General features: G+C 62.0%; 19 protein-coding genes. 15 read left to right on the plus strand and 4 right to left on the minus strand.

The features are described from left to right. Positions 1-7: 7 nt before the first annotated feature. Positions 8-583, minus strand: a complete 576-nt coding sequence (locus tag MTX36_RS07595; protein WP_243619117.1) for a TetR/AcrR family transcriptional regulator — start codon at positions 581-583, stop codon at positions 8-10. A gap of 231 nt (positions 584-814) precedes the next feature. Between MTX36_RS07595 and MTX36_RS07600 the strand changes: the two genes are divergently transcribed. The 4 genes from MTX36_RS07600 to MTX36_RS07615 all read left to right on the plus strand — a co-directional run bounded on the left by MTX36_RS07600 (position 815) and on the right by MTX36_RS07615 (position 5800). Next, entirely contained in the window at positions 815-2554 is a 1740-nt protein-coding gene (locus MTX36_RS07600; protein ID WP_243619118.1) for an amidohydrolase family protein, read from the plus strand. A 28-nt stretch (positions 2555-2582) separates the two neighbouring features. Further along, positions 2583-3653, plus strand: a complete 1071-nt coding sequence (locus MTX36_RS07605) for a TauD/TfdA family dioxygenase (protein WP_243619119.1) — start codon at positions 2583-2585, stop codon at positions 3651-3653. A 119-nt stretch (positions 3654-3772) separates the two neighbouring features. Continuing rightward, positions 3773-5011 carry an Ig-like domain-containing protein gene (locus MTX36_RS07610; protein WP_243619120.1) on the plus strand — a complete coding sequence of 413 codons (1239 nt, stop codon included), beginning with the start codon at positions 3773-3775 and terminating at the stop codon, positions 5009-5011. A gap of 15 nt (positions 5012-5026) precedes the next feature. Continuing rightward, positions 5027-5800 (plus strand): alpha/beta hydrolase, encoded by a 774-nt coding sequence (locus MTX36_RS07615; RefSeq protein WP_243619121.1) that lies wholly within the window; start codon positions 5027-5029, stop codon positions 5798-5800. On the opposite strand, the gene MTX36_RS07620 is transcribed toward MTX36_RS07615, so the two are convergent. Beyond that, complete coding sequence (locus tag MTX36_RS07620; protein ID WP_243619122.1) at positions 5792-7381, minus strand: MFS transporter; 1590 nt, start codon at positions 7379-7381, stop codon at positions 5792-5794. The genes MTX36_RS07615 and MTX36_RS07620 overlap by 9 nt on opposite strands. Positions 7382-7492: 111 nt before the next feature. On the opposite strand from MTX36_RS07620, the gene MTX36_RS07625 reads away from it, so the two are divergent. The 5 genes from MTX36_RS07625 (at position 7493) to era (ending at position 12238) form a co-directional block, all read left to right on the plus strand. After that, the gene (locus tag MTX36_RS07625; RefSeq protein WP_243619123.1) at positions 7493-8182 is read left to right on the plus strand and encodes a TetR/AcrR family transcriptional regulator; all 690 of its coding nucleotides are present in this window, start codon (positions 7493-7495) and stop codon (positions 8180-8182) included. Positions 8183-8281: 99 nt separating this feature from the next. Then, on the plus strand, positions 8282-9370 hold the full coding sequence (locus tag MTX36_RS07630) for a PhoH family protein (protein ID WP_374230446.1): 1089 nt from the start codon (positions 8282-8284) through the stop codon (positions 9368-9370). A gap of 48 nt (positions 9371-9418) precedes the next feature. After that, positions 9419-9961: an rRNA maturation RNase YbeY gene (gene ybeY / locus MTX36_RS07635; RefSeq protein ID WP_243619124.1), complete on the plus strand. Its 543-nt coding sequence runs from the start codon at positions 9419-9421 to the stop codon at positions 9959-9961. A gap of 24 nt (positions 9962-9985) precedes the next feature. Next, positions 9986-11290 (plus strand): hemolysin family protein, encoded by a 1305-nt coding sequence (locus MTX36_RS07640; protein WP_243619125.1) that lies wholly within the window; start codon positions 9986-9988, stop codon positions 11288-11290. 30 nt (positions 11291-11320) lie between these two features. Further along, positions 11321-12238, plus strand: a complete 918-nt coding sequence (era, locus tag MTX36_RS07645) for a GTPase Era (protein WP_243619126.1) — start codon at positions 11321-11323, stop codon at positions 12236-12238. Positions 12239-12287: 49 nt separating this feature from the next. Here the strand turns inward: era and MTX36_RS07650 are convergent, their stop codons facing one another. After that, complete coding sequence (locus MTX36_RS07650) at positions 12288-12851, minus strand: TetR/AcrR family transcriptional regulator (RefSeq protein WP_243619127.1); 564 nt, start codon at positions 12849-12851, stop codon at positions 12288-12290. Between the two features lie 5 nt (positions 12852-12856). Beyond that, the gene (locus MTX36_RS07655; RefSeq protein WP_243619128.1) at positions 12857-14281 is read right to left on the minus strand and encodes an amidase; all 1425 of its coding nucleotides are present in this window, start codon (positions 14279-14281) and stop codon (positions 12857-12859) included. A 339-nt stretch (positions 14282-14620) separates the two neighbouring features. On the opposite strand from MTX36_RS07655, the gene kdpF reads away from it, so the two are divergent. The 6 genes from kdpF (at position 14621) to MTX36_RS07685 (ending at position 22365) form a co-directional block, all read left to right on the plus strand. Next, positions 14621-14719, plus strand: coding sequence for a K(+)-transporting ATPase subunit F (gene kdpF / locus MTX36_RS07660; RefSeq protein ID WP_094273883.1), 99 nt, complete (start codon positions 14621-14623; stop codon positions 14717-14719). Then, positions 14719-16404, plus strand: coding sequence for a potassium-transporting ATPase subunit KdpA (gene kdpA, locus MTX36_RS07665; protein ID WP_243619129.1), 1686 nt, complete (start codon positions 14719-14721; stop codon positions 16402-16404). The genes kdpF and kdpA overlap by 1 nt, the downstream gene beginning before the upstream one ends. Before the next feature lie 95 nt (positions 16405-16499). Beyond that, the gene (gene kdpB / locus MTX36_RS07670; protein WP_374230448.1) at positions 16500-18497 is read left to right on the plus strand and encodes a potassium-transporting ATPase subunit KdpB; all 1998 of its coding nucleotides are present in this window, start codon (positions 16500-16502) and stop codon (positions 18495-18497) included. 7 nt (positions 18498-18504) lie between these two features. Further along, positions 18505-19155 (plus strand): potassium-transporting ATPase subunit C, encoded by a 651-nt coding sequence (locus MTX36_RS07675; RefSeq protein ID WP_243619131.1) that lies wholly within the window; start codon positions 18505-18507, stop codon positions 19153-19155. A gap of 7 nt (positions 19156-19162) precedes the next feature. After that, positions 19163-21688, plus strand: coding sequence for a sensor histidine kinase KdpD (locus MTX36_RS07680; protein ID WP_243619132.1), 2526 nt, complete (start codon positions 19163-19165; stop codon positions 21686-21688). Then, entirely contained in the window at positions 21685-22365 is a 681-nt protein-coding gene (locus MTX36_RS07685; protein WP_243619133.1) for a response regulator, read from the plus strand. Before MTX36_RS07680 ends, MTX36_RS07685 begins: the two co-directional genes overlap by 4 nt. The last annotated feature ends 14 nt before the right edge of the window (positions 22366-22379 follow it).

Raw genomic sequence — 22379 nt, forward strand, 5'->3', positions numbered from 1 at the left:
GTCGCAATCACTGTTGGTCGATTGCTCGGCGGAGCAATGCGTAGACCGCCTCGGTGACGTCGTCTTCGTCCTGGTCGCCGAGTCCGGCGATCTCCTGAACGAACCGCCCGAACACACCCCAGCCGAGAGCCATTCCCGTGATCGCGGCAACAAGGATTCGAGGGTCATCGCCTGAGGTGGACGGACGGTCGATGTCTCCCGCGATGCGTTGGCTCAGTGCGGCCAGCGCTGGAGACTGACCGAGGAGCGTCTCGGGTGCGCCGCCGGCGAGGATCGATTGCGCGACCATGCGGGCATACTCGGACGACTTCGGTCTCATGATGGTGGAGACGGCGTCGTCAACGGTCGGTGCGTCGACGAAATAGTCTGCCCATTCGGCTGATGCTCGTTGCAGCACGATCTTGAGGAGATCGTCCTTCGTACCGATGTAATGGTGGATCAGTCCGTAATTGACCCCCGCAGCCGTTGCAACTTCTCGGAGCGAGACGTCGCTCGCCCCCTTCTCCGCGAACAGTGGGCGGGCAGCCGCAACAAGACGGGCGATTACTCGCTCACGGGCCGACGAAGTGGTCGTGTCTGTCACAGCGGGGCCCCGTATCGATCGTTCGGTTGGAAGAGCAATCTTCACTGTAGTGGGGTGTCGGATCTGCCCCGCTCGTTGTTTTTCCCTCCTGATGGAACAAGCCCTTGCCAAACTTAGCCACACGGCTAATCTGATGCGTGTTCGCTGGGCATCGAGGGAGCAGTTCTATTGCGGCACTTGCGATCAAGCTCAGCGAGGGCGTTCAGGATCGTGACTCGCGAAGAGGTGGACATGAACAATTTTGATCTCGTTATCCGAAACGGCACAGTCGTCGACGGCTCGGGCCGACCCCCACAGCACGCTGATGTAGCTATCTCTGACGGCGTCATCGTCGAAGTAGGAGACGTGACCGGCGTCGGCCGCGAGGAGATCGATGCGCGTGGTCAACTGGTCACCCCGGGATTCATCGACGTACATACGCACTACGACGGTCAGGCCACGTGGGAGAACCGGCTGGTTCCGTCGACCAACCATGGGGTGACGACTGTAGTCATGGGCAACTGCGGTGTCGGATTTGCGCCGTGTAAGCCCGAGCAGCGCGACATGTTGATCAAGCTCATGGAAGGTGTCGAGGATATTCCGAACGTCGTACTCAGTGAGGGGTTGGACTGGCAGTGGACCACCTATCCCGAGTACCTCGACTACCTGAGTCGGCGTCAGTTCGACGCCGACATCTGCAGCTACGTCCCGCATGCCGCCCTACGCACTTATGTCATGGGGGAGAGGGCATTTCACCGCGAACCGGCTACGTCGGAGGAGATCGAGAAGATGGCTGCTCTTCTCGAGGAAGCGATCCGTGCCGGCGCTTTCGGGTTCGGCACGTCACAGACGATGTTCCACCGTTCCAGCGACGGCCAGCTCACGCCGACCGTGGCCGCGACTGAGGAAGAGTACGCCGGACTGGCCGCTGCCCTCGGACGAGCCGGTGCGGGCCTGATCCAGTTCGTCATCGAGTACAACGACAACTGGGAGCAAGTCTTGGACATGGGCTTGCGACAGGCGAAGGAGTTCGGCCGACCCTTCAGCATGTCGGTGGTCCAAAGTCACGGTAATCCAAAGATCTGGCGCACCGTCGTGGACAAGTTCGACACGTTCAACGCAGCGGGCGGCGAGGCCACGATGCAGGTCCTGCCGCGGCCGTTGGGTGTCCTGCTGGGTCTCGAGCTGACCCTGAGTCCCTTCTACTCGACCGAGACCTACCTGGCGATGGCTGACTGGCCACTTGCCGACCGCGTCCGCGAACTGCGCAGACCGGAGGTCAAGGCGCGCATCCTCGCCGAGAGTAACGACCCCGATCCGGATATGGCGATCGGAATGCGGGTACGCGACTTCGGTCAGCTCTACGAGATGGGTGAGGGTTTCGACTACGAACCCGCCCGCGGCAGCAGCATCGGTGCGCAGGCCGAACGTTGGGGTGTCGCTCCCGAGAGCCTCGTCTACGACAAGCTGTTGGACAAGGACGGCCGCAATATCCTCTATTTGGCATTCTCGAACTACGCCGATTACACCCTCGAGCCGACTCGCGAGATGCTCCTCAATGCCCACGCCGTTCCAGGTTTGGGCGACGGTGGTGCCCATCTCGGGGTTATCTGCGACGGCAGCATTTACACCCACCTGCTCACACACTGGGGCCGGGACCGCGTCCAGGGGGAACGGTTGTCCCTTCCTTATCTGATCCATGTGATGACCAAGCGATGCGCCGAGGTGATGGGCCTGCAGGATCGGGGCCTCATCGCGCCGGGCTACCGAGCCGACCTGAACGTCATCGATCTGGAGAAACTCGAATTGGAGCTGCCGCGCGTAGTCCGTGATCTACCGGCTGGCGGCCGACGCCTGATGCAGGACGCGCGCGGCTACACCGCCACCATCGTCAACGGCACCGTCGTCACCCGCGGCGGGCAGCACACCGGTGCCTTGCCGGGGAACCTGGTTCGAGGCCCGCAACCTGCACCATCCCGTCTCTCATCCTGAAAATTCCACGCTCTATCCAGGAGGAACTATGAACGACGCCCTCTCGCCGGTCGGCGGTCGCCGCGCCTGGCTCGGCAGCGCCATCGACTACCGTCAGGACGGCCTGCGGCAATTGTCCGCAGCAGAGCTCACCGAGATCGACGCAGCATTGGCCACACTGAAGGCCCGCGGCGACCTGGACCTAGCCGACATCACCGTCGACACTTTCCCGCTACACACCGTTGGACGGTTCCTGTCTCGACTGCGCGACGAACTGTGGTCGGGCTTGGGCTTCGTGCTCATCCGCGGGCTGTCACGCGAACGGTACTGCGACGACGACCTGGCGCGGATCTACTGCGGCCTCGGCGCTCACCTGGGCGTCATCATCCCGCAGTCGGGAAATGGCGAGATCCTGGGCCATGTGCTGAACGTGGCCGACCTGGTCGACGAACAGGTCCGTGGTTACCGGTCGGCGCAGTCGATGAACATGCATTGCGACGGACATGACGTGGTCTCGCTTCTCTGCTTGCGCGAGGCGAAGGACGGCGGAGCCAGCAGGATCGCCAGTGCGGCGGCGGTCCACGACCGCATGATCGAGACGAACGCCGACCTTGCCCGTGTGCTCTACGAGGGTATGCCGGTGATGCGGGGGCAGATGGATGCCGAACGCGGCGACGGCAAAATCGTGACCTCGGATAGTGTTGCGCTCTTTTCCCAGAACGACGGCGTTTTCAGCTCGTGTGTCCACATTGCCCAGACCCGCGACGCCGCCCGGGCAGGTTACTTCGACATCACGACTGAGCAAGAAGCTGCGTTGGAGCTGTTCTGCGAACTGTCCTCCTCACCGGAGTTCTACCTGGACATGAGTATTGCGCCCGGAGACATCCAGTTCCTCAACAACCGACTGATCGTCCATGGACGCACACCGTACGAGGACCATGAGAATGTCGACCAGCGGCGGCACCTGATGCGACTCTGGGTGAACGTTCCGTCGTGGCCGCGTCGTCCGGACAACCAGCAGGACATCTACTCGATGGCCGACCTGCCGCGGTGGGCGCAGTTCCGCACGCCCTACATGGAGATGCCGGAGCGCTACCTGGCCCAGTTCAGGGTTCCGTGAGTCACAATCTCGAGTGGTTCGGATCCTGCACTCAGCGGTGTGTCAGATGTGGGCACTATCGTTGAGTGGCCGACGGCATCTCGTCGGAGGTAGTCGTTCGGAGATTTGCAGGAGGCACGATGCGCTCACAGACGCACAAGCGAGTTGCCGGTGCGGTGGCGGTCGTCGCGGCAATGATGCTGGCAGCGGGGTGCACCGTCTCCACTGACGACACGGCAAGTCCGCCGGCCGCCGGAGTTACCACCACGGTCACCAGCGACGCAGTTGTCACGGTGTCACCGGCCGAAGGCGGTACTCCGATCAATCCGCTGGATCCGGTCACCGTCGAGGTTGCCAAGGGAACATTGACGAGTGTCACCCTCACCAACCCCGAGGGTAAGGACGTCGCCGGAATCATCACGCCGGACGAGACGGCCTGGAAGCCGAGTGGGCCGCTCGGATACGGCAAGACCTACGACTTGACGGTTGCTGCCGTCGACGCGAATGATGTTGCAACAACAAAGAATACGACGCTCACGACCGTCGCGCCCGACAATCAGACGCGGGCGTACATCAACACCACCGGTGGAGCATCCATCTCCGACGGGGGCACGTACGGCGTCGGCACCGTTGTCGCTGTTCACTTCGACGAGTCGATCGGTGACAAAGCTGCAGCCGAGAAGTCTCTGACGGTGACCACCAATCCGCCGGTGCTGGGATCCTGGTACTGGGTGGACAGTCAGAACGTTCACTGGCGCCCGCAGAACTACTACGCGCCTGGCACAACGGTTTCGGTGAACGCGAACATCTACGGCAAGGAACTGGGTAAGGGGCTCTACGGCGAGCAGGACGACACCGTTGCGTTCAATATCGGTGATTCGCATGTCTCGATTGCCGACGACAACACCAAGATGGTGACCGTCTACGAGAACGGTCAGGTAGTCAAGGAAATGCCCACCTCGATGGGCATGGGCGGCACCGAAACCATTGGCGGCATCACACTTTCGTTCTGGACACAGCCTGGCACCTACACCGTCCTGGACAAGGCCAACCCGGTCATCATGGACTCGTCGACCTACGGCCTGCCCATCAATTCGCGACTCGGGTACAAGGAATCCATCAACTGGGCGACCCGCATCAGCAATGACGGCATCTACCTGCACGAGCTCGAGAGCACCGTCTGGGCTCAGGGCAACACCGATACCTCGCACGGTTGCCTTAATCTCAGTGCGGCCAATGCCAAGTGGTTCTTCGACTTCTCGCAGCCCGGCGACGTAGTCGAGATCAAGAACACCGGCGGCGCACCGCTCGAGGTGTGGCAGAACGGCGACTGGAGCCTCTCGTGGGATCAGTGGGCCGCAGGCAGCGCGCTCGGCTGAGCTAGATTTTTTCCTGTGCCTCGCATCAAGATTTCCTACGGTTCCCACAGTCAGCAGTTCGGGCACCTCTATGTGCCCGACAGCGCAGACGGTCCTGTCCCAGTTGTCATGCAGATCCATGGCGGCTACTGGAGTGGGCAGTACGGACTGAGTCTCGGTACGGCATTTGCCGTCGAACTTGCTCGCAGCGGAGTCGCAGTCTGGAACATCGAATACCGGCGCCTCGGGGCGGGCGGCGGCTGGCCGGAGATGTCGGCGGATGTGAAAGCCGCGTACGACGCGATCCCCGGGATGGTTGCCGACGCTTCCTCGGTTGACTTCGACCTCAAGCAGATTCGACTGGTCGGGCACTCGGCCGGCGGGCATCTCGCGGTCTGGTTGGCGGGGGAGAACGACGTGTTCACGCGCCCCGCGAGGGTTGTCGCGCAAGCTGCCGCGCTGGATTTGGCGTCGGCGGCGGAGCGTGGCCGGCGTATCAGCTACATCGAGGACCTTTTCGGAGTTCCGTTCGAATCCGATCCTGATCTGTATCGCAGTGCGTCACCTCAACATCGCTTGCCGATCGGTGTACCCGTTATCTGCGTGACGGGTGAGGAAGATCTGCAGGTGTCAGCGAAGGTTAGTGCCCGCTATGTGGCAGCGGCCGATGCGCTCGGCGATCCGGTGGCGTTGCACGTGGTCGAAGGCGAGGGGCACGACGCGTTTCTCTCGCCCTCGACGGAGAGTTGGCGGCTCTCCCGTGAGTTGATCCTTGCCGAAGACCTGCTGACTCCGAACATGTCACGCTGACAAAGCTTTCTTCTTGCCAGGAAGAATGAACGCGACGACGACTGCGCCCACGAGTAACGCGAGACCGCCGGCCCAACTGGCCGCCGAGATCGCGTCGGCGTAGGCGCTACCGGCCGCGTCGAGCAGTGGCTGAGCTTGCGCGGCAGCCAACGGGTTGCCGGCCATCTCTTGGGCAACCAGCGAAGCACCTCCGACGGATTCTCTCGAGACCTCCATTGCGTAGGCGGCCTGCTGCGCGAGTTCCCCGGTCAGCTGTGGGACAGCCATGCCTTCGATGAAACCGGCAATCGAATCCTTGTAGCTTGCCGCGAGAATCGATCCGAGAATTGCGATTCCCAACGAGCCGCCGAGTTCGATGGCAGTGTCGTTGAGCCCGCCCGCAGCGCCGAGGTCATCTTCGGAGAAGTTGTCCATGATGGCGTCGGTGGCAGGCGGCTCACTCAGGCCGATGCCCAGTCCGAGCAGAATCAGCGGCACCGCGAACATCCAGTATCCGGAATCGCCGTCGACCTGCGTGAGTACGAGAACACCGGCCGCAGCGATCGACATTCCGCCGACAATCGTGGCGCGAACACCGATGAGTGGTGTGATTCGCCCGCTGACCACAGCGCCGATCGAGACGGCAATTGCCAAGGGCAGGAGTCGAACACCCGTTTCGAGTGCGCCGTATCCGAGGATGAACTGGAACTGCTGAGAGACGTAGTAGATCGCGCCGAATGCGGCGAGAAAGAGGAGGAGGACTGCGAGTGTCGCGCCGCCGACCATTCGCTGTCCGAGTTTACGGACGTCGAGGAGTGGTTGCGGGTGGCGTAGTTCCCACGTGATGAACAAGGCCAGGCCGACAAGCGAGAGGCCTGCTGCGCCGAGGGGTCCGATGCTCCAACCGAAGTGGAAGCCGTTGATGATCGAGTACACGAGCGAGCCGATGGTGACGACGGAGAGTGCGCCGCCGACCCAGTCGATGCGGCCGAGGTTCTCGGCTTTGCTCGGCGGGACCAGTAGGACTGCGGCGATTGCGGCGGCAGCGGCAATCGGGACGTTGATCAGGAATGTGGCGCTCCAGGAATGACTTTCGAGAATCCAGCCGGCGAGTAGTGGTCCGAGTGCGATAGCCAGGCCAGATGTGGCTGCCCAGGCCGCGATGGCTCGTGATCGTTCCGATTTGGGGAATGTCGCGACCAACAGGGAGAGCGTCGCGGGCATGATGATCGCGGCTCCGACGCCCATGATCATCCGTGCCGCGATGACTGCGGTGGTCGTGTCCGCGATACTGCCGAACACTGCGCCGGCCGCAAAGACGGCGAGCCCGGCGAGGAGTGCGCCGCGGCGGCTGTATTTGTCGCCGATCACGCCGAACAGCAGCATCAATGCCGCGTAGGGGACGGTGTATCCGTCGATGACCCATTGCAATTGGGTGCTGGTAAGTCCGAGATCGCGAGTCATGTCGGGGGCCGCGACGATCAGGGCCGTGTTTGCCATGACAACGATCAGCAAACTCAGGCAGAGGACGCCCAGTGCCGCCCATCGTCGGGAATAGGGCTGGTCCATCTCTGGGACCGGCGTGGTCTGCAAGGTAGTCACGATTGGACTCCGTTTCCGAAAAGTAATTGCACAGTGATGTGTAAGTTAATAACTTGCACACGGTTGTGCAACTATCATTGACCTAGATCACACTGGGAAGGTGGAGAGTGCGTGACGCAATCGGGAACTGCTGCATCGGGGACGCGCCAGCGGCGAAGCCAGGCCCGGATAAATCGCAACCGCATCATCGAGGCCGCAATTTCTGCTTTCGCCGCCGATCCGGACGCGAGCATGGACGACGTGGCGAAGGCAGCCGGCGTTGTACGACGCACTGTCTACGCTCATTTCGAGAGCCGAGAAGCGTTGATCAACGGCATCGTGGACGAGGCGTCGGCGGATCTGGTGACTGCACTACAGGGGGCCGGCGAACCGCCGGAGCGTCCGGATGTGGCGACTGCCGTTCTTGCTCTACTGGCGTGGCCGGTCGGCGATCGGTTTCGGGTGCTGCTGAACTTCGCGCGTAGAGAACTGGGGGAGCAGCGAATTTTCGAGCTCATGGAACCTGCGCGGGCTCTGAGCGTCGAGGTGATGGAGCGTGGCCAGCGCGACGGGACCTTCTCGACTTATCTGCCGGCCGAAACACTGGTCGCGATGACCGAGGCGATTACGATCACCTTGTTCGATCAGGCAAATAGTGGGGTGATCACGGACTCGGGTGAGTCCTTCGCGATTGCCTGTCTCGTACTTGCCGGGATCAGCCCGGACCGCAGCGTAGAGGTAGTTGTCGAAGCCGCGACATGGATTCGGGAATCGACGACAGGGAGCCGAGAATTGCCGACGCCGGTTCGCCCTGCGGATTAACAAGTGGGCCGTGTCGGACTCCGGCGCTAGACTTCGAAGTATCGAGTCTCACGAGTCGAGTGGGCTCTTTCGGACCAGGAAGCAGGCCATATTCTCCACGTGAGTGAACACAGTGAATTCGGCAGGAACCGTGCAACCACCATTACCGAGCGCGCTTTGCCTGCAGAGCGCACTGTCCGATCGAGCATTGACCTGGCGCCGGAGACCGTGCGCCAGATCCTGGGGTCGACAGACGAAAATCTGACCGCACTCGAGCATGTGCTCGAGGCTGATATCCACGTCCGCGGCGGAATGATCACGCTGTCGGGTACACCAGCCGACGTCGCACTCGCCGAGCGTGTGTTCGGGGAATTGGCTTCACTCGCCGGACGTGGCCAACCCATTGCGCCCGACGCCGTTCGTCGAATCGTCGGAATGCTCACCCACCCTGTCGGTGAATCTCCGGCCGAGGTGCTTTCCCTCGATATCCTCTCGCGTCGTGGCAAGGTCATTCGGCCCAAGACGCTCAACCAGAAGCGGTACGTCGATGCCATCGACGAGAACACCATTGTTTTCGGAATCGGACCCGCCGGCACCGGCAAGACGTACCTGGCGATGGCCAAGGCCGTGCAGGCGCTGCAGGCCAAACAGGTTTCGCGCATCATCTTGACGCGTCCGGCCGTCGAAGCGGGCGAGCGGTTGGGCTTCCTACCAGGCACACTGCACGAGAAAATCGACCCGTATCTGCGTCCCCTGCACGATGCGTTGCACGACATGATGGATCTCGAAGCGATCCCCAAGTTGATGGCAGCCGGAGTCATCGAGGTTGCGCCGCTCGCATACATGCGCGGTCGCACTCTCAACGACGCATTCATCATCTTGGACGAGGCGCAGAACACTACGGCCGAGCAGATGAAGATGTTTCTCACACGCCTCGGATTCGGTTCCAAGATCGTCGTTACCGGAGACGTCACGCAGGTCGACTTGCCCGGGGGAGCACGCTCCGGTCTGCGGGCCGCTGCCGAAATCCTCACGGGCATCGAGGATATTCATTTCGCGAAGCTCGACAGCAGTGACGTCGTGCGTCACCGATTGGTCGGCGACATCGTCGACGCCTATGAGCGCCACGAGTCCGATCACGACAGAGAAGCGACGTTCAGTAATCGGGCGCAGCGCCGCGCTGCGCATGTTCATTCACCGCGACGGTAGGCTGAGCGACGCACCAACCCCTACTTTTCCCAGGAAAGAGCGTCGCACATGAGCATCGAGGTCTCGAACGAATCGGGCATGGACATCTCCGAACCGGAGTTGATCAGCGTTGCCCGTTTCGTGATCGCTCGGATGGATGTCCATCCAGCGGCCGAGCTGTCGATGGTTCTCGTCGACTCCGCGACGATGGCGGATCTGCACGTCCGGTGGATGGATCTGCCGGGCCCGACAGATGTCATGTCCTTCCCGATGGACGAACTCGAGCCCGGTGGACGTCCGGACTCTCCGGATCCCGGACCGTCCATGCTCGGCGATATCGTCCTGTGCCCGTCCTTCGCGGCCGATCAGGCAGACAAGGCCGGGCATTCACTGGCCCACGAACTTGCGCTGTTGACCGTCCATGGCGTGCTGCACCTTCTCGGCTACGACCACGCCGAGCCGGAAGAAGAGAAGGAGATGTTCGGACTACAGAACAGTCTCCTCGAAGAATGGTACGAAGACCTGCGTCGTATCGACCGCGAGGCTGCGATGGCCGAACGAGATCAGAAGTTGCTCGGCAAGACCGGGTTCGTCGACGGCGCGGACCTATAATCATATTCTCGCGGGGGTTGTGTAGTGAGTAGCGCCATCGCGCTCTTTGTCCTGGCGGTTGCTCTGGTCCCCGTCGGCGGAATATTTGCCGCCGTGGATTCCGCTCTCAACACCATTTCGTCGGCGCGTATCGACGAGATGGCCAAGGAAGAGCGAGCCGGCGCCGCTCGCGTGCAACGGATCCTCACCGATCGTCCGCGGTACGTGAATCTGATGGTGCTGCTTCGCATTCTGTGCGAGATCACCGCGACGGTCGTGTTGGTGGGTGGGCTCATCGATGTGATGTCGATGGGGTGGGCACTGACAACAACGGCCGTCGTCATGGTTTTGGTCTCGTACGTGGTGATCGGTGTCGGACCGAGGACTCTCGGTCGTCAGCACGCGTACTCCATCGCTCTGGCAGCGTCGTTGCCGCTCTTGTGGATCGGTGTTCTGCTCGGTCCGGTCAGCCGAATCCTGATCCTGGTGGGTAACGCTCTGACGCCGGGTAAGGGATTTCGGAACGGGCCGTTCGCGTCCGAAATCGAACTGCGCGAACTGGTGGACATGGCGCAGGCCCGCGGCGTCGTGGATGACGAAGAGCGTCGGATGATCCAGTCGGTCTTCGATCTCGGTGACACCTCGGCCCGCGAAGTGATGGTGCCTCGCACCGACATGGTCTGGATCGAAAGCGACAAGAGTGCCGGGCAGGCAACGTCATTGGCCGTGCGCAGCGGACATTCGCGGTTGCCCGTCATCGGTGAAAATGTCGACGACGTTCTCGGCGTCGTCTACCTCAAGGATTTGGTGAAGCAGACGTATCACCTGCCCGACGGTGGGCGAAGCGTCAACGTCTGCGAAGTCATGCGTCCGGCGGTATTTGTGCCGGACTCGAAACCACTCGACAGCCTGCTCGCTGAGATGCAGCGCGATCGCAACCACATGGCGATTCTCGTCGACGAGTACGGCGGAATCGCGGGACTCGCCACCATCGAGGACGTCATCGAAGAAATTGTCGGTGAAATCGCCGACGAGTACGACGAGGACGAGACACCGCCCGTCGAGGATCTCGGCGACGGAATGTTCCGGGTTTCGGCGAGGCTCCCCATCGAGGATCTCGGCGAACTGTTCGATCTGGAACTCGAGAACGACGAGGTCGAAACCGTCGGCGGGCTGATCGGTTACGTGTTGGGCCGGGTGCCGCTGCCCGGGTCCGAGGTGGAGTACGACGGCTTGATATTGCGCGGCGAAGGAACCAACACCGGTCGTGGACGGGTACGTATCAGCACGGTTTTTGTGCAGCGTGCACCTCGCTCGGAAAACGAAGAAAAAGAAGACAACGATGACTGAGCGAGAAGTTCAACGAGGAGTGGTACGAGTATGAGTAAAAAGGAATTCCGGTCCGGGTTCGTATGTTTCGTGGGCCGTCCCAACACGGGTAAGTCCACGCTGACCAATGCGTTGGTCGGTGCCAAGGTGGCCATCACTTCGTCACGGCCGCAGACGACACGCCACACCATCCGTGGAATCGTGCACCGCGAGCATGCCCAGCTGATCCTTGTGGACACGCCGGGCCTGCACAAGCCGCGAACTCTGCTCGGTCAGCGACTCAACGACCTGGTGCGCGATACGTACTCCGAGGTCGACGTCATCTGCCTGTGCATCCCGGCCGACGAGACCATCGGTCCCGGCGACCGTTGGATCCTGCAGCAGATCCGTCAGATGGCACCCAAGACCAAGCTGGTCGGCCTCGTCACCAAGATCGACAAGGTCAGCCGCGACGACGTCGGCAAGCAGCTGCTGGCATTGTCCACGCTGCTCGGTCCCGAATCCGAGGTTGTGCCGGTCTCGGCACAGTCCGGCGAGCAGGTCGAGATACTCGTTGACGTGCTGGCAAGCCTGATGGACGAGGGCCCGGCCTTCTACCCGGACGGCGAACTGACCGACGAGCCCGAAGAAGTCCTCATGGCAGAACTCATCCGTGAGGCTGCACTAGAGGGCCTCGGCGAAGAATTGCCGCACTCGCTCGCTGTTGTGATCGAAGAAGTGATTCCGCGTGAAGGCCGCACCGAGAAGCAGGGCGAACTGCTCGACGTCCACGCTCTGCTGTACGTCGAGCGGCCCAGCCAGAAGGGCATCGTCATCGGTAAGGGCGGCGCCCGACTGCGTGAGGTCGGAACCAGCGCTCGCCTGCAGATCGAGAAGCTGTTCGGTGTGCGGATCTTCCTCGAGCTGCACGTGAAGGTTGCCAAGGACTGGCAGCGCGATCCCAAGCAGCTGGGCAAGCTGGGCTTCTAGGGGCTACGCCCCGGTGCGCCTTTCTGGTAGGGCGAACTACCAAAAAGGCTCACGGGTGCGAAGCACCTCTCAGGATCAACAGGATCGACGACGTGATGTCCTGGTCGTCGATACCTGTTGCCAGCTGTCTCAATTGGATGCCGGCAATCAACGCGACCATGGCGGAAGCGACAGGCTGCGGATTGGGTACCCCGAGTGCGGTCAGGATCGTGACCGCCAGATTGTCGTACGCGGCAAAGCATTCCATCGCCACCTGGTGTAGTTCGTGATCACGTCCGGCGGCGATATACATCTCGAACGGCGCTATCCGCTCGGCGGAGAACGAAAGATCGCGCGCGACACTCTCGGTCATGGCGGCAGCGTCTTCGATGCTCAATCCGGCGAACCGGTATTTCTCGGCCAGTGCGAGCAATCGTGTGGTTTCGTCGGTCACGAACCGGAACAGGGTGGCGCGCAGCATGTCCGACTGGGCCGGGAAATGGTACGTGATCGATCCCAGTGATACCCCGGCCTGGGCGGCGATACGCCTGTTGCTGACGCCGGCAATTCCGTCGGTGATGACGATGTGGAGAACGGCATCGAGAATTCGGGTGCGAACATCGAGTGTGCTCATGTGGTTCACCACCACGGTTCGGGACGAACCTGATCCCAGCGCAGCACCGACTCCAATTGCGCTGCGAGGGAGACCAACAGCGGTTCGGTGTTCTCGTTGCCCATCAACTGAGCGCCGATCGGCAGGCCGGCCTTGCTGAACCCGGCGGGAACACTGATCGACGGCCAGCCGAGAACATTCCACGGCCAGGCGTAGGGGCAGGCTCCTGTCATCACCTTGTCGGTTTCCCAGGCACCGATGTTGTCGATAGCGGTTGCCTTGATCGGCGGCGTTGCTGTGGTGGGCGCCAGGATTACGTCGTACTTCTCGAATATGGCTCCGATGCGTCGTCGCATCCGAGGTTCGGCTGCGCGTGCGGCACGAAGCGGTGCGCCGCGAAGTAGCTTGCCGTTCTGCGCATTTCCGAGAGTTCGGGGATCTGCCAGCGACGGATCCGGGAGGCGCTGGAGCCAGTCGTACACGCCGGCGAGTGAGCGTGGGAGAAAGTTCAAGCCGAATACCAGTCCGTACGCGGGATCGTCCACGACGACGCGGTGTCCGAGGCTGCGCAGAGTGTCGGCCAAGGAGTACACTGCTCGGCGGACCTCAGGGTCGAGGGCGACCGGAGTGGCGGTGAACGGATTGCGCAGGGACAGTGCGATGTTCAGCTTGCCCGGGTCGCGTCCGACAGCATCGCTGACGGTCACGGGTGTCGGTCTGTGCAGATCGCCCTCGTGATTTCCGGCTGCAACGTCGAGGAGCAGTGCCGCGTCGGCGACGGTTCGGGCGAGTGGTCCGTTGACGGTCAGTCCGTAGAACGCTTCGGCGTCGGGCCAGGTGGAAATTCGGCCTCGTTGCGGTTTGATGCCCACCAGATGGGTCCAGGCAGCCGGGATGCGGATCGACCCGGCACCGTCGGAACCGATTCCGGCACTGACCAATCCGGCGGCAACGGCGGCTGCGGTGCCACCGGACGAGCCACCGGGAGTATGGTGCTGCGACCACGGATTGCGGGTGTATCCGAAGGCGTTGCCACTGGTCACCGGCCACTGGCCCAGTTCGGGGCTGTTGGTCTTGCCGACGATCACGGCGCCGGCGGCGCGGAGGCGTCGAACCATCTCGGAATCTTCTGTCTTGACGGGGAATTCGCCGGGGCAACCGAAGGCGGTGGGCTCGCCGACAATGTCGACGTCGTCCTTGACTGCGATGGGCACACCGAGCAGAGGGAGACGCTCGCCCAGCGCGAGACGACGATCGGCGTCGGCAGCTTCTTTGAGGGCCTTTTCCCGACGCACGATCTTGAATGCGTTCAAGGTGGACTGCGACGCGTCGATGCGGTCGAGGGTCGAGGTTGTAGCGGCGACGGACGTGGTCGCGCCGGACGCCAGACTTGCCACCTGATCGACCAGAGATGGGGCATAGCTCGGTTCGGTGTGCGGTCCTGACGTCATCGCATTCCCTTTCGGTGGACTGTTCGTTCGAACGAACAGTAACGAATTTCAGTATTGACGAGGTGCCTTTGCGCGTCAAGATCTCATCAAGACGCCTTGTCGCCGCGTAAACGGATTGTCAGAGAGCGTCAATGCCAGGTTTTCGAGGTCAAAGCTGGAGGAGCGCCCGCGGTCTACTAGGTCTTCTAGGACCGTGCGTCATGGCTGCGATGTACTGCAGCACGGATTTCGATGTCGAAGAGGGAAGCTCATGGCCGATCTGGCCTACGTTGCTCTGATTCTCGGTGGTTTTCTCGTGTGTGCGCTGGTTCTGCGCGCCCTGCAGTCGAGTGCTCCCAAATGACCGTCGCCGGCGTTGTCAGCGCGCTGCTGATTGCCGTAGCCGCGGCACTGGTCATCTATCTACTTGTTGCACTCATAGATCCTGAGAGGTTCTGATGTCGCCCGCTCTTGCAGCCGGCCTGCAGATTGCTTTTGTGCTTGTAGTCCTGGCGGCCGCCTACGTCCCCGTCGGCGACTACATGGCACGCGTCTACACCTCGACTCGCGACCTGCGGGTGGAGAGCGTGATCTACCGCTTCGGTCGGATCGACTCGCGCGCCGAGCAGACGTGGTACGGATACGCCGCCAGTGTGTTGGGATTCTCGCTGGCAAGCGCGTTGTTCCTCTACTTCCTGCAGCGAATTCAGGGTGTGCTGCCCCTGAATGACGGCTTGTCCGGGGTCAGCCCGGCCGTAGCCTTCAATACCGCGATTTCCTTTGTGGCCAATACCAACTGGCAGTCGTACACACCCGAAACGACGATGAGCAACTTTGTCCAGCCCGTCGGTTTGGCTGTGCAGAACTTTGTCTCGGCAGCTGTTGGTATGGCTGTGGCAATTGCACTGGTGCGTGGCTTTATTCGGGTATCCCGGGGAGGTGAGATCGGAAATTTCTGGGTTGACCTCACCCGTGGGTGCTTGCGCATCCTGTTGCCATTCGCCTTCGTGATTGCGTTGATCCTGTTGAGCCAGGGTGTTATCCAGTCCTTCCACAGTGGATTTGCATCCACCGGGCTCGACGGCAACTCCGTCACCAATGCTCTGGCGCCGGTTGCGTCGCAGGAAGCGATCAAGGAACTCGGCACCAACGGTGGCGGAATCCTTGCCGCCAACTCGGCGCATCCCTTCGAGAACCCCACGCCGCTGAGCAATATCGTCGAGATCCTGGCGATCCTGCTGATTCCCGTCTGCCTGACAAGGACTTTCGGAACGATGGTCGCTGACCGTCGTCAAGGGCTGACCTTGCTCGCAGTGATGGGAATTCTGTGGAGCGGACTGCTCGCAGTCACGCTGGCCGCAGAGTCGGGCGCTCGTGGCGTTGCCGCCACCGCGGCCGGATCGATGATGGAAGGCAAGGAAGTTCGCTTCGGCATTCCGGGGTCTGCGCTGTTTGCCGTCGCGACCACCGGAACATCCACCGGCGCAGTCAATTCAGCACACGACAGCATGTCGCCTCTCGGCGGCGGCGCGGTACTGCTGAACATGCTGCTCGGTGAGATTGCTCCCGGTGGCGTCGGAACCGGCCTTTACGGCATCCTGGTGATGGCACTGATCGCAGTGTTTGTCGGTGGACTCCTGGTCGGCCGCACCCCCGAGTACCTCGGCAAGAAACTCGGCCGACGCGAAATTACCTTGGCAGCTTTGTCGATACTGGTCATGCCGGCACTGGTCCTCATCGGCACCGGCATCACGGTGATCCTCGGATCGACGCTGGGATATCAAGGCAACGGGGGAGACCCGGGGACTCCGGGATCGATCCACGGATTCAGTGAAGTGCTCTATGCCTTTGCGTCGGCGTCGAACAACAACGGCAGTGCGTTCGGTGGCCTCACTGTCACGAGTGACTGGTTCCAGTCCGCTCTCGGTATTTGCATGCTGCTGGGCCGATTCCTGCCCATCATCTTCGTGCTTGCTCTGGCCGGAGCGTTGGCCTCGCAGAAGAAGGTGGCCGCGACGGCCGGCACCCTGCCCACCTCGGGACCGATGTTCACCGGACTTCTCACCGGCACCGTCGTTCTTGTTGCCGCACTGACGTTCTTCCCTGCCCTCGCACTGGGCCCAATCGCGGAGGCTCTCCAATGAGTGTGCATATCGAAGAGAAGCCTGTAGTGGCAGACAAGGTCGAGAATGAAGGCTCGAGCCATCACGTCAAGGCCGGTGCCTTCAACCCTCGGCAGATGATCACGGCCTTGCCCGGGGCCGTACGCAAGCTCGACCCGCGGCATTTGGCGCGTAACCCCGTGATGTTCGTTGTGTTCGTGGGCTCCGTCATCACGACGATGATGGCCGTCGCCGACCCGTCGGTGTTCTCCTGGGTAATCACACTGTGGCTCTGGTTCACGGTGATCTTTGCCAACCTCGCCGAATCCGTGGCCGAGGGACGCGGCAAGGCGCAGGCAGCAAGCCTGCGAAAGGTGAAGCAGGACACCACAGCCCACCGTATCACTGTGAGTGGTGCGATCGAATCGGTTTCCGGCACCGATCTGGTGGTCGGTGACCGCGTGATCGTGGTGGCCGGCGAGGTCATCCCCGGTGACGGCGACGTCGTCGAGGGCATCGCGTCGGTGGACGAGTCCGCTATCACCGGTGAATCCGCTCCCGTTGTGCGGGAATCCGGTGGCGACCGTTGCGCGGTCACCGGCGGTACGACGGTTCTCTCCGACCGCATCGTCGTGGAAATCACTGCGGCACCGGGGCAGTCGTTTGTCGACCGGATGATCGCACTGGTCGAGGGTGCTTCTCGTCAGAAGACACCCAACGAGATTGCGCTCAACATCCTCCTCGCGTCGTTGACCCTGATCTTCCTTCTGGCCGTCGTGGCCATCGGTCCGATGGGTCTGTACGCCGGGCACGAGCAGGATCCGGTCAAGCTGATCGCACTTCTCGTCTGCCTCATTCCGACCACGATCGGTGCGCTCCTCTCCGCGATCGGTATCGCGGGCATGGATCGCCTGGTTCAGCGCAACGTGCTGGCGATGTCCGGTCGCGCGGTGGAGGCTGCCGGCGACATCGACACACTGTTGATGGACAAGACCGGCACCATCACGTTCGGTAATCGCCGAGCGACGGCACTTCATCCGGCTCCGGGTGTCTCGGCCGCCGATCTTGCTGCCGCAGCACGGTTGTCGAGCCTCGCCGACGGAACCCCCGAAGGTCGCAGCATTGTCGATTTGTGCGGCGAGCAGTTCGGTCTGGCGAGTGAGCCCACCGCCGGCGAGGAGAACGCACAATTTGTTCCGTTCACGGCGCAGACGCGGATGAGTGGGCTGGATCTTCCGGGACGTGAAATCCGTAAGGGTGCATCCGATGCAGTACTGAATTGGGTGGCTCTCGGCGGAGGAACCGTTGATGTCGCAGTCACCGATACGGTAAGCGAGATCGCTCAGGCCGGTGGAACGCCACTCGTCGTGGCAGTCAATGAAGGTGGTAGCGCTTCAGTTCTGGGCGTCATCGCACTTTCGGACGTCGTCAAGCCCGGTATGGCCGAGCGGTTCGCAGAACTGCGCGCAATGGGCATCCGCACCATCATGATTACCGGTGACAATCCCTTGACTGCCAAGGCTATTGCCGACCAAGCAGGTGTCGACGACTTCATGGCGGAGGCAACTCCCGAGGACAAGCTTGCGCTGATCCGCAAGGAGCAGGAAGGCGGCCGACTGGTCGCAATGACCGGCGACGGCACCAATGACGCTCCGGCACTGGCACAATCGGATGTCGGCGTCGCAATGAACACGGGTACGTCGGCGGCAAAAGAAGCCGGCAACATGGTCGATCTCGATTCCGACCCGACCAAGCTGATCGAGATCGTGGAGATCGGCAAGCAGTTGCTGATAACCCGTGGCGCTCTGACCACGTTCTCGCTGGCAAACGACCTCGCGAAGTACTTCGCGATCCTGCCGGCACTGTTCAGTGGCATCTACCCGCAGTTGGACGCACTGAACATCATGCGATTGGCGACACCTGAGTCGGCAATCGTCTCTGCGGTGATCTTCAACGCGCTGGTGATCATCGCGCTGATCCCGCTGTCCCTCAAGGGCGTTCGATACCGTCCGACGACGGCGTCGAAGCTGCTCGGACGCAACCTGCTCGTCTACGGGCTCGGTGGTGTGATCACGCCGTTCGTCGGCATCTGGCTGATCGATCTTGTTGTTCGTTTGATTCCCGGAATTGGGTGAGATAGACATGCGTTTCACTATCGGTTTTGCCAAGCAGGCGTGGGCGGGGCTTCTCGTCTTGCTCGCCCTCACTGTGATTCTCGGCGTGGTCTATCCCGCCGCGGTGTGGGGAGTGGGCCGGATCAGTTCCGGCTCGGCCGAAGGTTCCCCGGTTACCGATGCGTCGGGTTGTGTTGTCGGAAGCGCCTGGGTGGGTGTTGATCCGCAGGTTGCCGAAGGTCAGCAGGACCCGTTCTTCCACAACCGGGTTGTGGGTTCGGTATCCGACGAGGATCCTTTTGCTACCGGCGATCCCGCCGCTGCCCTGCCGTCCAATCAGGGGCCCAGCAGTGAGATCCTGGCCGGCTTCATCATCGAGCGTCGAGCCGCTATCGCAGCCCGCGAAGGCGTCGACCCGGCATCCGTTCCCGTTGACGCGGTTACCGGTTCAGGCTCGGGCATCGATCCGCACATCAGCCCGGCCTATGCTGCGCTGCAAGTTCCCCGCGTTGCTGCAAACAACGGGATGTCCGAAGACCAGGTGCGAGGGTTGGTTGCGGAGCACACCGATGGACGACAACTCGGGTTCCTGGGTATGGAACGCATTAACGTTCTCGAACTGAATCTGGCGCTCGGATTGACGGCACCAGCGTGTGCCACACCTCCCGTTGGTGGATGATTGTCACGTGAGTTCTTCTGAGAAGGTCGGTAAGCGCAAGCGAGGTGAGCTGCGCATCTACCTCGGCGCCGCACCTGGCGTCGGAAAGACCTTCGCGATGCTCGGCGAAGCTCATCGTCGTCGGGATCGTGGTTGTGACGTGGTTGCGGCCGTTGTGGAAACACACGGCCGCGCCCGCACGGCGGCGCAGATCGGTGACTTGGAGATCATCGCGCCCAAGTTGGTGGAGTACCGCGGGACTCGGATGCCGGAATTGGACGTCGAAGCAGTCCTGGCGCGCCGCCCGTCGCTGGTATTGGTCGATGAGTTGGCGCACACGAACACTCCGGGGAGCAAGAACCACAAGCGGTGGCAGGACGTGCAGGAACTGCTCGACGCCGGAATCGACGTCCTGTCGACAGTCAATGTGCAACACCTCGAAAGTCTCAACGACGTCGTCGCGCATATCACCGGTGTGGTGCAGCAAGAGACCGTGCCCGATGACGTCGTGCGCAGTGCCGCTCAGGTAGAGCTCGTGGATATCACTCCGGAAGCGCTGCGGCGCAGACTCTCTCACGGCAATGTGTATTCGCCCGAACGTGTCGACGCGGCTCTCGGAAATTACTTCCGGCGCGGAAACCTCACGGCACTACGAGAACTCGCACTCCTCTGGGTTGCCGATCAGGTGGACGCGGCTCTCGCGAAATATCGCGCAGAGAACAAGATCACCGATACCTGGGAAGCGCGGGAACGCGTCGTCGTCGCAGTGACCGGGGGATCGGAGTCGGAAACCCTCGTACGACGCGCATCCCGAATTGCCTCGAAATCCAGTGCGGAACTGATGGTGGTCCACGTCGTTCGGGGCGACGGCCTCACCGGTGTCTCGGCACCGGAGATGGGGAAGGTGCGGGCGCTGGCAAACGGTGTGGGTGCCACCCTCCACACGGTGGTGGGCGATGACGTGCCGTCGACGCTTCTCGAGTTCGCGCGCGAGGAGAATGCCACTCAGCTCGTTCTGGGTACGTCGCGGCGCTCGCGCTTGGCCCGCATTCTCGACGAGGGTATCGGCGCCGCCGTAGTCCAGCAGTCCGGCGGTATCGACGTTCACATGGTCACTCACGAGGAGGCAACTGCCCGACGCCGGATTTCGATTCTGGGACGCTCGGAGCGTCGCCTGCTGTCGTGGATTGCGGCAGTGGTGGTTCCGACGGTCGCGGCGGGCATGATGGGCTTGGTCGACCGGTTCTCCGGGGTGAACGGCGAGAACGCCTTGTTCTTTGTTGTGGTCGTCCTGGTCGCACTTCTCGGCGGCGTTGGACCGGCCATCCTTTCTGCACTGATCTCTGGCTTGCTGCTCAACTACTTTTTCACCGACCCCAAATACAGTTTCACGATTGCCGAGCCCGACAACTTCATCACAACAGTGGTGCTATTGATTGTTGCTGTGGCAGTGGCAGTTCTGGTTGATGCTGCAGCCAAACGGGCCCGGGAGGCGAAGCGGGCGTCCGAGGAAGCCGAACTTCTTGCGCTGTTCGCGGGTTCCGTGCTGCGCGGTGCTGATTTATCGACACTCTTGGAGAAGGCTCGCGAAATCTATCGGCAGCGTGGGGTTTCCGTTGTTCATCTCGACGAGGGCGTCATCGAGGCTGTGGGAACTGAACCGCCGACGACGGAGTCGGAAGCCGACACGGTATGCGAGGTCAACGACGGCGAGTACTTGCTGCTGCTCTCCGGTCCCGAGTTGAGTGCCCGTGACCGCCGCGTGCTGACCGTGGTCGCGCATCAGGCTGTCGGCATGATTCGTCAAGAAGTGCTGACTATCGAAGCGAGCAAAGCGGCGGCGTTGACCGAGGCCGATCAACTGCGCCGAGCACTGCTTTCGGCTGTGAGCCATGACCTTCGGACACCGCTGGCCGGCGTCAAGGCCGCGGTATCCAGCCTGCGCAGCGACGACATCGAATTCTCACCGGAAGACACTGCGGAACTGTTGGCAACTATCGAAGAATCCGCCGACCAGCTCACCGCGTTGGTGGGTAACCTCCTCGATTCGTCGAGATTGGCTGCCGGAGTGGTGAAGCCGACCTTGCGGCCGGTGTATCTGGAAGAAGTTGTGCACCGGGCGCTCCTCGGACTCGGTATCGGCGGACGATCCGACTCCCGGGCTCGGAGCGTGATCGTGGATGTCGGAACCGTTGCAGTGCAAGCCGATCAAGGCCTGCTCGAGCGAGTGATTGCAAACATCGTGGACAACGCTCTGCGTTACGGGGGAGGCACACCGGTACGGGTGGGCGCTGCACGGATCGGTAATCAGGCTGTGATCAGCATCGCCGACACCGGTCCGGGGGTGCCGCGAGGCGAAGCCGAAGCAATGTTCCAGCCGTTCCAACGGATGGGGGACCGCGACAATACCGGTGGCGTCGGGCTCGGACTTTCAGTAGTGCGGGGCTTCGTTGACGCGATGGGTGGAACGGTCAGTGCCACCGATACTCCGGGTGGCGGGCTGACGATGATCGTGGAATTGGCCGCGGCAGGTACGAATGGAAGCGAGTCATGAGCCGAATACTGGTAGTTGACGACGAACCGCAGATCTTGCGGGCACTACGCATCAATTTGTCGGTGCGGGGATACGACGTAGTGACGGCGTCGACCGGTGCCGGCGCATTGCGAGCCGCTGCGGAACGTCCACCCGACGTCGTGGTACTCGATCTCGGGCTTCCCGACATGGACGGCACCGAAGTGCTTGCCGGACTGCGCGGCTGGTGCACCGCGCCGGTCATCGTGTTGTCGGCGCGAACCGACTCGGCCGATAAGGTCGAGGCACTCGACGCGGGCGCCGACGATTACGTGACAAAGCCTTTCGGGATGGACGAGTTTCTGGCTCGCGTACGCGCAGCGGCACGGCGGGGGACATCCGCGACTGATACGTCGGAGCCGTCGGTGGAGACGGCGTCGTTCACCGTGGATCTGGCAGCCAAGACCGTCAGCCGCGGAGGCGAACAGGTCCACCTGACACCCACCGAGTGGGGAATGCTCGAAATGCTGGTCCGTAATCGCGGGAAACTGGTGGGGCAGAAGGAACTACTGCGCGAGGTGTGGGGTCCGGCCTACGACACCGAAACCCACTACCTGCGTGTGTACCTGGCTCAACTGAGGCGCAAACTCGAAGACGACCCGGCACACCCCAAACACCTGATCACCGAGGCTGGGATGGGCTATCGCTTTGTAGTGTGACACGCGAATTCGCC

It is taken from the genome of Rhodococcus sp. ARC_M6 (assembly GCF_022810305.1).
GTDB lineage: Bacteria > Actinomycetota > Actinomycetes > Mycobacteriales > Mycobacteriaceae > Rhodococcus_F.

Coding starts and splice junctions, on each gene's coding strand:
- MTX36_RS07600 (WP_243619118.1), top strand. CDS start 815: ATGAACAATTTTGATCTCGTTATCCGAAACGGCACAGTCGTCGACGGC.
- MTX36_RS07605 (WP_243619119.1), top strand. CDS start 2,583: ATGAACGACGCCCTCTCGCCGGTCGGCGGTCGCCGCGCCTGGCTCGGC.
- MTX36_RS07610 (WP_243619120.1), top strand. CDS start 3,773: ATGCGCTCACAGACGCACAAGCGAGTTGCCGGTGCGGTGGCGGTCGTC.
- ybeY (WP_243619124.1), top strand. CDS start 9,419: ATGAGCATCGAGGTCTCGAACGAATCGGGCATGGACATCTCCGAACCG.
- era (WP_243619126.1), top strand. CDS start 11,321: ATGAGTAAAAAGGAATTCCGGTCCGGGTTCGTATGTTTCGTGGGCCGT.
- MTX36_RS07650 (WP_243619127.1), bottom strand. CDS start 12,851: ATGAGCACACTCGATGTTCGCACCCGAATTCTCGATGCCGTTCTCCAC.
- MTX36_RS07655 (WP_243619128.1), bottom strand. CDS start 14,281: ATGACGTCAGGACCGCACACCGAACCGAGCTATGCCCCATCTCTGGTC.
- kdpF (WP_094273883.1), top strand. CDS start 14,621: ATGACCGTCGCCGGCGTTGTCAGCGCGCTGCTGATTGCCGTAGCCGCG.
- kdpA (WP_243619129.1), top strand. CDS start 14,719: ATGTCGCCCGCTCTTGCAGCCGGCCTGCAGATTGCTTTTGTGCTTGTA.
- kdpB (WP_374230448.1), top strand. CDS start 16,500: ATGATCACGGCCTTGCCCGGGGCCGTACGCAAGCTCGACCCGCGGCAT.
- MTX36_RS07675 (WP_243619131.1), top strand. CDS start 18,505: ATGCGTTTCACTATCGGTTTTGCCAAGCAGGCGTGGGCGGGGCTTCTC.
- MTX36_RS07685 (WP_243619133.1), top strand. CDS start 21,685: ATGAGCCGAATACTGGTAGTTGACGACGAACCGCAGATCTTGCGGGCA.